At 74.3% G+C, this 5,806-nt stretch carries 5 protein-coding genes; all 5 read right to left on the reverse strand.

What is annotated here, in order from left to right; translation table 11 throughout:
* Window positions 1-420 (reverse strand): DNA-formamidopyrimidine glycosylase family protein (locus ACFV0G_RS29265; protein ID WP_380554506.1); only part of this gene is annotated, 420 nt, incomplete at its 3' end.
* 7 nt (window positions 421-427) lie between these two features.
* On the reverse strand, window positions 428-1,894 hold the full coding sequence (locus ACFV0G_RS29270) for an aspartate ammonia-lyase (RefSeq protein WP_380554509.1): 1,467 nt from the start codon (window positions 1,892-1,894) through the stop codon (window positions 428-430).
* Between the two features lie 52 nt (window positions 1,895-1,946).
* Complete coding sequence (locus ACFV0G_RS29275; RefSeq protein ID WP_380554512.1) at window positions 1,947-3,503, reverse strand: APC family permease; 1,557 nt, start codon at window positions 3,501-3,503, stop codon at window positions 1,947-1,949.
* A 234-nt stretch (window positions 3,504-3,737) separates the two neighbouring features.
* Window positions 3,738-5,099: an aspartate aminotransferase family protein gene (locus tag ACFV0G_RS29280; protein ID WP_380554515.1), complete on the reverse strand. Its 1,362-nt coding sequence runs from the start codon at window positions 5,097-5,099 to the stop codon at window positions 3,738-3,740.
* 44 nt (window positions 5,100-5,143) lie between these two features.
* A partial coding sequence (locus ACFV0G_RS29285; RefSeq protein WP_380554518.1) for an aldehyde dehydrogenase family protein occupies window positions 5,144-5,806 on the reverse strand: 663 nt, incomplete at its 5' end.

Consider the following 5,806-nt stretch of genomic DNA (forward strand, 5'->3'; position numbering starts at 1 on the left):
GCGCAGCGCCTCGGCGGCGTCCCAGTCCGCGCCGAGCAGGTCGGGGCCGAGGTGGCCGACGGCCTGCGGCTCGTCGGCGGTGCGGAGCAGTTCGACGACCGGGAGCCGGTAGCCGACGGCGCTGTGCTCGGCGGTGGAGAGGACGGCGCGGATCTCGTGGGCGGGGCCGCCGTGCCAGCGCTCGCCGGTGCGGAAGACCGCCCAGCGGCCGTCCATCCGCAGGTGGGTGTGGAGGGTGAGACCGCCGTCGAAGCGGGTCAGCAGGTGCTTGCCGCGCGGGACCACCTCGGTGACCAGGCGGTCCGTCAGGTCGGCGGTGGCGTGCGCCGGCACGCGCAGGTCCGCGGCGGTCAGCCGGCGCCCGGCGAGCGCCTGGTGGAGGGTCGCGGCCGTGCGGTACACGGTGTCGCCTTCGGGCACTCCCCCATCATGCGGGACGGGCGGCGTCCGGCACAGCCGCCCCCGTGCGCGCCGCAGGCCCCTGGGCGGCCGCGCCCAGGGCCTCGTCGAGCCGCTCCCGGTCGAGCAGGCCGCGGCGCAGCACCAGGTCGCGGATGCCGTCGCCGGTGGCCCGGGCCTCGGCGGCGAGCGCGCCGGCGGCGGCGTACCCGAGGTAGGGACTGAGCGCGGTGGCGAGGCCGGCGGAGCGTTCGACGTTCTCGCGCAGGCGGTCCTCGTCGGCGGTGATGCCGGCGATGCAGCGGACGGCCAGGGTGCGGCAGGCGGTGGTGAGCCGGTCGGCGGACTCCAGCAGGCTGTGGGCGATGACCGGTTCGAAGGCGTTCAGCTGGAGCTGGCCGGCCTCGGCGGCCATGGTGACGGTGAGGTCGTGGCCGATGACGGTGAAGGCGATCTGGTTGACCAGTTCGGGAATCACCGGGTTGACCTTGCCGGGCATGATGCTGGACCCGGCCTGGACCGGCGGCAGGGCGATCTCGGCGAGGCCGGCCCGCGGACCCGAGGAGAGCAGCCGCAGGTCGTTGCAGGTCTTGGAGAGTTTGACGGCCGTCCGCCGGAGGGTGCCGGAGAGCTGGAGGAGGGCGCCGGTGTCCTGGGTGGCCTCGATGAGGTCGGGGGCGGTGCCGACGGGAGTGCCGGTGATCCGCTGCAGGTGCCGGCGGACGGCCTCCGGGTAGCCGGGCGGGGTGTTGATGCCGGTGCCGACGGCCGTCCCGCCGAGGTTGATCTCGGCCAGCAGGCCAGCGGCCTCGCCGAGCCGGTCGGCGTCCTCGCGGGTGGTGGTCGCGCAGGCGCCGAACTCCTGTCCGAGCGTCATCGGGACGGCTTCCTGGAGCTGGGTGCGGCCGATCTTCACGAGGTGCCGGAACTCGTCGGCCTTGCCGTCGAAGGCGGCCGCGAGTTCGCCGAGGGCGGTGCGCAGCCGGTCGACGGCCGACCGCAGGGCGAGCCGGACGGCGGTCGGGTAGGCGTCGTTGGTGCTCTGGCTGAGGTTGACGTGGTCGAGCGGGTGCAGGTGCCGGTAGGCGCCGCGGGGGTGGCCGAGGAGTTCCAGCGCGCGGTTGGCGACGACCTCGTTGGCGTTCATGTTGGTGGAGGTGCCGGCGCCGCCCTGGAGGACGTCGACGACGAAGTGCTCGTGCAGGCGGCCGGCCCGGATCTCCTCGCAGGCGCGGACGACGGCGTCGGTGCGGGCGGCGTCGAGCAGTCCGAGGTCGTGGTTGGCGAGGGCGGCGGCCTGCTTGACGCAGGCCAGGGCGGTCACCAGGTCGGGGTGGGCGGAGATCGGGATGCCGGTGACGGCGAAGTTCTCGGTGGCGCGCAGGGTGTGGATGCCGTAGTAGGCGTCGGCGGGGACGGCCCGCTCCCCCAGCAGGTCGTGCTCGGTGCGGGTGGGGTTCGTGGTGCGGGCAGGGGCGGTGGAGCCGGCGGTCATGGCGGGGGCTTCCTTCCTCGGGCTTCCTCGGGCTTCTCGGGGGCCGTCGGGTTCAGGGCATCCGGTGGACGGCGGCCGAGAGGCGGTGCGGGTCGGTGTCCGCGTCGGCGGCCGGGTCGGCGGTGCGCTCCCGTCGGGCGGCGGCGACCCGGCCGAGGATGCCGACCAGGACGAGGAGGAGGACGGTGCCGAGGGTGAAGGTCTCGAAGGTGGCCCGGCTGACCCCCCAGGTGCCGCGGAAGTCCTGGGCGACGCCCAGCAGCGACTCCAGCGTGCCGGGGAAGAGCGCGACCCAGGAGCCGAGCAGGATCCAGGCGTAGACCAGGGCGGCGCAGACCCCGAAGCCGGCCGCGCCGAACGGGACCCGGTAGGGCCGCGGCACGTCCGGGTGGCGGCGGCGCAGCACGGCCAGCGCCGGGATGATCACCAGGTAGGAGAGCAGCAGGGTGGTGATGGCGACGGTGAGCACGACACCGAAGACGGCGGCGGTGCTGCCGTCGACGAGGTTCATCGCGGCGGCCATGAAGGCGGTGGCGGTGATGCCGGAGAGCAGGTTCATCCGGACGGGGGTGCTGAGCCGGTCGTGGAAGGCGCCGAGTCCGCGGCTGAAGAAGCCGCCGTCGGCGGCGGCCATGGCCTGCATCCGGTCGCTGACGATCATCCAGGCGCTGCCCTGGGTGAGCAGGGCGAAGACCAGCAGGACGGCGGTGGTGGTGAGCAGCGGTCCGCTCCAGCCGCCGTAGACGGAGAAGACGAGGGCGGCGGCGTCGAGGAAACCGCCGATGCCGGTGACCCGGTCGGCGGGGACGACGGAGAGGATGGCGAGCACCGGCAGCAGGTAGCAGGCGGCGGCGACCCCGGCGGAGACGCCGATGGAGACGGGGACGTCGCGCCGGGCGTCGTGCATCTCGTCACCGGCGGCGTTCGGCGCCTCGAAGCCGACGTAGGCGAACAGCAGCACGGGGACGAGGGTCAGGAAGCCGGCCGTGGTGGGGCTGAAGGAGGCGTGGCCGAGGCCGCCGAAACCGTGCTCCAGCCCGTAGCCGAGGGCGGTGCCGGTGAGGATCAGGGCGACGGCGACCTTGACCAGGGCGCCGGCGGTGGTGATCCACTTGCCGCGGCGCAGCGAGATGATCGCGGTGAGGATCGAGATCCAGATGAAGAGCAGTTTGAAGGTGTAGTCGGCGAGGGTGCCGGAGCCGAGGTGGAAGACGTAGCCGTCCCAGGCGCGGGCGGCCGCGAAGACCAGTGAACCGCCCAGCCAGACCGGGTTGGTGACCCAGTAGAAGAGGGTGGTGAGGGCGGCGGGCACCCGGCCGAAGGCGAGCTTGACCCAGACGTAGGGGCCGCCCTCCTGGGGGAAGGCGGCGCCGGTCTCGGCGAAGAGCAGCGCGTAGGGGACGAGGAAGAGCAGGGCGATGACGGCGGTCCAGGTGACCGCCTCGCCGCCGCCGGTGGCGATCTGGCCGACGACGTCGAAGGAGATCACCGCGGCGACGCCCATCGCCATGATGTCGAAGCGGTGCAGGCTGCGGGCGAGGTGCGGGACCTCGGGCGTTGCGGGCGTGGTTCTGCCGGTGGGGGTCTGCGGTGCCGGTCCGGTGGTCACGGGGTCCTCCTGGGGGGCGCGGGCCCGGCGGGGGCGGGTCCGCGGACGGGGGTGCGGGGAGGGGTGGTGCGCGTGGTGCGGCGTCACGGGGTGGCGGACGGTGGGATGCGGCGGGGCGTGCGGGGGTCGGTGTGGTGCGGGGTGGCCCGGGCGGGGCGGGTGGGGTCTCGCGCGACCGCCCGGGCCGTGGGGGGGGTGGGCCGGCCGTGGCGGCCGGTCAGCGGTGGCGGCCGGTCAGCTGCGGAGCTCCCCGGTGGGCAGGGTGCGCTCCAGGACCGAGCGCATGGCGGCGACGGCCTCGTCGGCCTCGTCCTCGGTGAGGATGAGCGGCGGGGAGAGGACCAGGCTGTGCGCGCAGTCGCGGACGATGACGCCGGTCTCGCGGCGGATCACGTCCGGCAGCATCGGCTGGAGCATCGGCAGCGGTGCGCGGGTGGACCGGTCGGCGACGAGCTCGACGGCGAGCATCATGCCGACCGAGCGGATCTCGCCGACGACCGGCAGCTCGGCGAGGTGCTCGACGAGCCGGTCGTGCAGGTAGCCGCCGATCTTGGGGGCACGGTCGAGCAGCCCCTCGCGCTCGATGATGTCGAGGTTGGCGAGGGCGACGGCGGCGGCGACCGGGTGGCCGTTGTAGGTGTAGCCCATCGGGAACCCGGTGTCGGCGAGCAGTTGTTCGGCGACGTGGTCGGCGACCAGCAGCGCCCCGAGCGGGGTGTAGCCGGAGGTGATGCCCTTGGCGGTGACGATGATGTCGGGGGTGACGCCGAAGTGCTGGGCGGCGAACCAGCTGCCGACCCGGCCGTACGCGGTGACCACCTCGTCGAGGATCAGCAGGATGCCGTGCCGGGTGAGGACCTCGCGCACCCGCGGCCAGTAGTCGGCCGGCGGGACGAGCATGCCGCCGACGCCCATGATCGGCTCGCCGATCATGGCGGCGATGTTCCCGGGGCCGATCTCGGCGATCCGCTCCTCCAGTTCGCGGATCAGGAAGTCGGTCACCGCCTCGGGCTCGGTGGCGCCGCCGTACAGCTCGCTGCGGTAGGGCCACGGCGGGGTGAGGTGGGAGACGTGCGGCATCATCGGGGCGAAGCCCTCGTGGTAGACCGGGAAGCCGGTCGCGGAGCCGCCGCCGTAGCCGACGCCGTGGTACGCCTTGTGGCGGGCGAGGATCCAGGTGCGGGAGGTGTCGCCGCGCCGGTGGTGGTAGTACCGGGCCATCTTGACGGCCGCTTCGTTGCCCTCCGAGCCGCCGGAGGTGAAGTAGACGTGGCCGAGGCCCTCGGGGGCGATCGCGGTGAGCCGGGTGGCCAGCTCGATCGCCCGGTCGTTGGAGAACTCCCAGAAGCTGGTGAAGTACTCCAGCTTCGCCATCTGCTCGTACGCGGCGCGGGCGACCTCCTCGCGGCCGTGGCCGATCTGGGCGAGCCAGAGGCCGCCGGTGGCGTCCAGGTAGGAGCGGCCCTCCGCGTCGGTGAGCCGGCAGCCGGAGCCGTGGGTCATCACGACCCGCTCCTCGGCGCTGCCGGGCAGGTAGGGGTGGATGATGCGGGCCCGGTCGGCGGCCGCGAGCGCGGCGGCGGTGCTGAGGGTCATGGCGGGACCTTTCGGGGAGTGCGGGGCGGGACGGCCGGGGCCGGTCAGTAGCGGAACCAGGTGGTCTTCAGGCCGGTGAACTTGTCGAAGGCGTGCAGCGAGAGGTCGCGGCCGTAGCCGGACTGCTTGAACCCGCCGAACGGGGTGGCGGGGCTGAGCGCGTCCACGGTGTTGACCGAGACGGTGCCCGCGTGCAGCGCCTCGGCGAGCCGGTGGGCGCGGCCGAGGTCGCTGGTCCAGACCGAGGCTGCCAGCCCGTACGGCGTGGCGTTGGCGAGGGCGACGGCCTCGGCCTCGCCGGTGAACGGAAGGACCGTCAGGACGGGGCCGAAGACCTCCTCGCGGGCGATCGCGGAGTCGGGCGCGGCGCCGGTGACCACGGCCGGCTCCAGGAAGCAGCCCGGGCGGTCGGGCCGGCGGCCGCCGTGGACGGTCGCCCCGGCGGCGCGGGCGCCGTCCAGTGCGGCGGTCACCCGCTCCAGCTGCGCCGCGTCGACCAGCGGGCCGAGGCGGGTGGCCGGGTCCAGCGGGTCGCCCGGGACGTGGCCGGCGGCGTGCTCCAGGACGCGGGCGGTGAACTCCTCGGCGATCGATGCCTCCACCAGCAGCCGGGTGTTGGCGGAGCAGACCTGGCCGGCGTTGAAGAGGAAGCCGAACGCGGCGAGTTCGGCGGCCGCCTCCAGGTCGGCGTCGGAGACGACCAGGTT

Origin of the sequence: Kitasatospora sp. NPDC059571, from assembly GCF_042735675.1 — a bacterium.
Classification (GTDB): domain Bacteria; phylum Actinomycetota; class Actinomycetes; order Streptomycetales; family Streptomycetaceae; genus Kitasatospora.